The following is a 1,223-nucleotide window of genomic DNA, read 5'->3' as shown; positions in this document are numbered from 1 at the left end:
GTCGGCGCGTCGTTGGTGCCGGTAATCACGAAGCTGACCGGCCGCGTGCTGGCGCCGCCATTCAAGTCGCTCACCGTCACGTCGTAGGTCACCGTCAGCGACTCGCCCGCCGCCAGGAAATCGGCGAGCCGGTCGGGCAGCGCGAAGGTCGCCGTCACCTGCCCGGCGGCGCCGCCCGTCGAATCCGCCGCCAGGCCGAGGCCGAGCGCGCCCGCAAGGGCCGCCTGCGTCGCGGCCGGCAGGACGCCCTTCGAGGCGGTGGCGGAGGCGAGCTTGGCCGAGAGCGTGTGCCGGTCACCGAGATCCGCGTCGGTGAAGCTCAGCGTCGTCGTGGCGCGGTCGAGGGCGTCGCTGCCCGCCGTGCCGGCCCGCTCGGAGAGCGCTGTGGCCGCCCGCAGCGAGACATTGTCGACAAGGCCGCCATAGCCGTCGTTCAGGATTTCCCGGAAGGCCAGGGTACCGCTCGGGCCGGTCGCCACCACGGCGTAGCTGTGGCGCTCGAAGGCGGTGGAGGCGGCGGTGACGCGGTCGATCACCTGCCCGTTCCAGAGCACCTCGAAGGTGTTGGTCTCGGGCCGCGTTCCGGCGCGCAGGGCGGTGTCGAAGCTGAAGACGTAGGTCTGGCCCGCCTGGGTGGCGATCGTCTGCGATACGGTGTCGAGGGCGTTGGCGTAGTCGACCTCCATGACGGCGCCGGCGGCCGGATCGACGCCGTAGGCCCAGGAGGGATAGACCTCGACGAGGCCGCCGGTATTGGCCCAGCCCTGGCCGCCGGCCGAGAAGTCGCCGTCGCGGACGAGTTCGCCCGAGGCGAGGATCGGCGCGTCGTTGGTGCCGGTGAGGGTGACCTCGACCGGCCGGACGACCGTCCCGCCCTGGCCGTCGCTGAGCGTGACGCTGAAGCGCTCGACGCGCGTCTCGCCGGCCGCGAGGTACTCGAGCTTGCCCGCCTCCACGCCGTAGGACCACGCGAAGCGTCCGCCCGCGCCCGTCCCCGTCGTGTCCGCGAGCTGGGTCACCGAGGCGCTGCCGAGCACCGTGCCCACCGGAGCGATCGTGACGCTGTGGACGTCGCGCAGATCGACATCCGCGAAGGCGATGACGGAGGCGGCGGACAGCGTGCCCGCCGGTGTTGCCTGCTCCGTGAGCCCGGCCGCGAAGCTGCCGCCGGTAATCGTCGGCGCGTCGTTGGTGCCGGTGATCGTGACCGTGACGTCCTGGCT

1 protein-coding gene is annotated in these 1,223 nt (G+C 72.5%); it reads right to left on the bottom strand.

Annotated elements, in window-relative coordinates; translation table 11 throughout:
* Positions 1-1,223: VCBS domain-containing protein (locus E1J50_RS25860; protein ID WP_207919303.1), on the bottom strand; the 1,223-nt coding region annotated here is incomplete at both ends.

The organism is Methylobacterium segetis, assembly GCF_004348265.1.
GTDB classification, from domain to species: Bacteria; Pseudomonadota; Alphaproteobacteria; order Rhizobiales; family Beijerinckiaceae; genus Methylobacterium; species Methylobacterium segetis.
The sequence above is the reverse complement of the archived record's forward strand: the minus strand, read 5'-3'. Positions and strand labels throughout refer to the sequence as shown.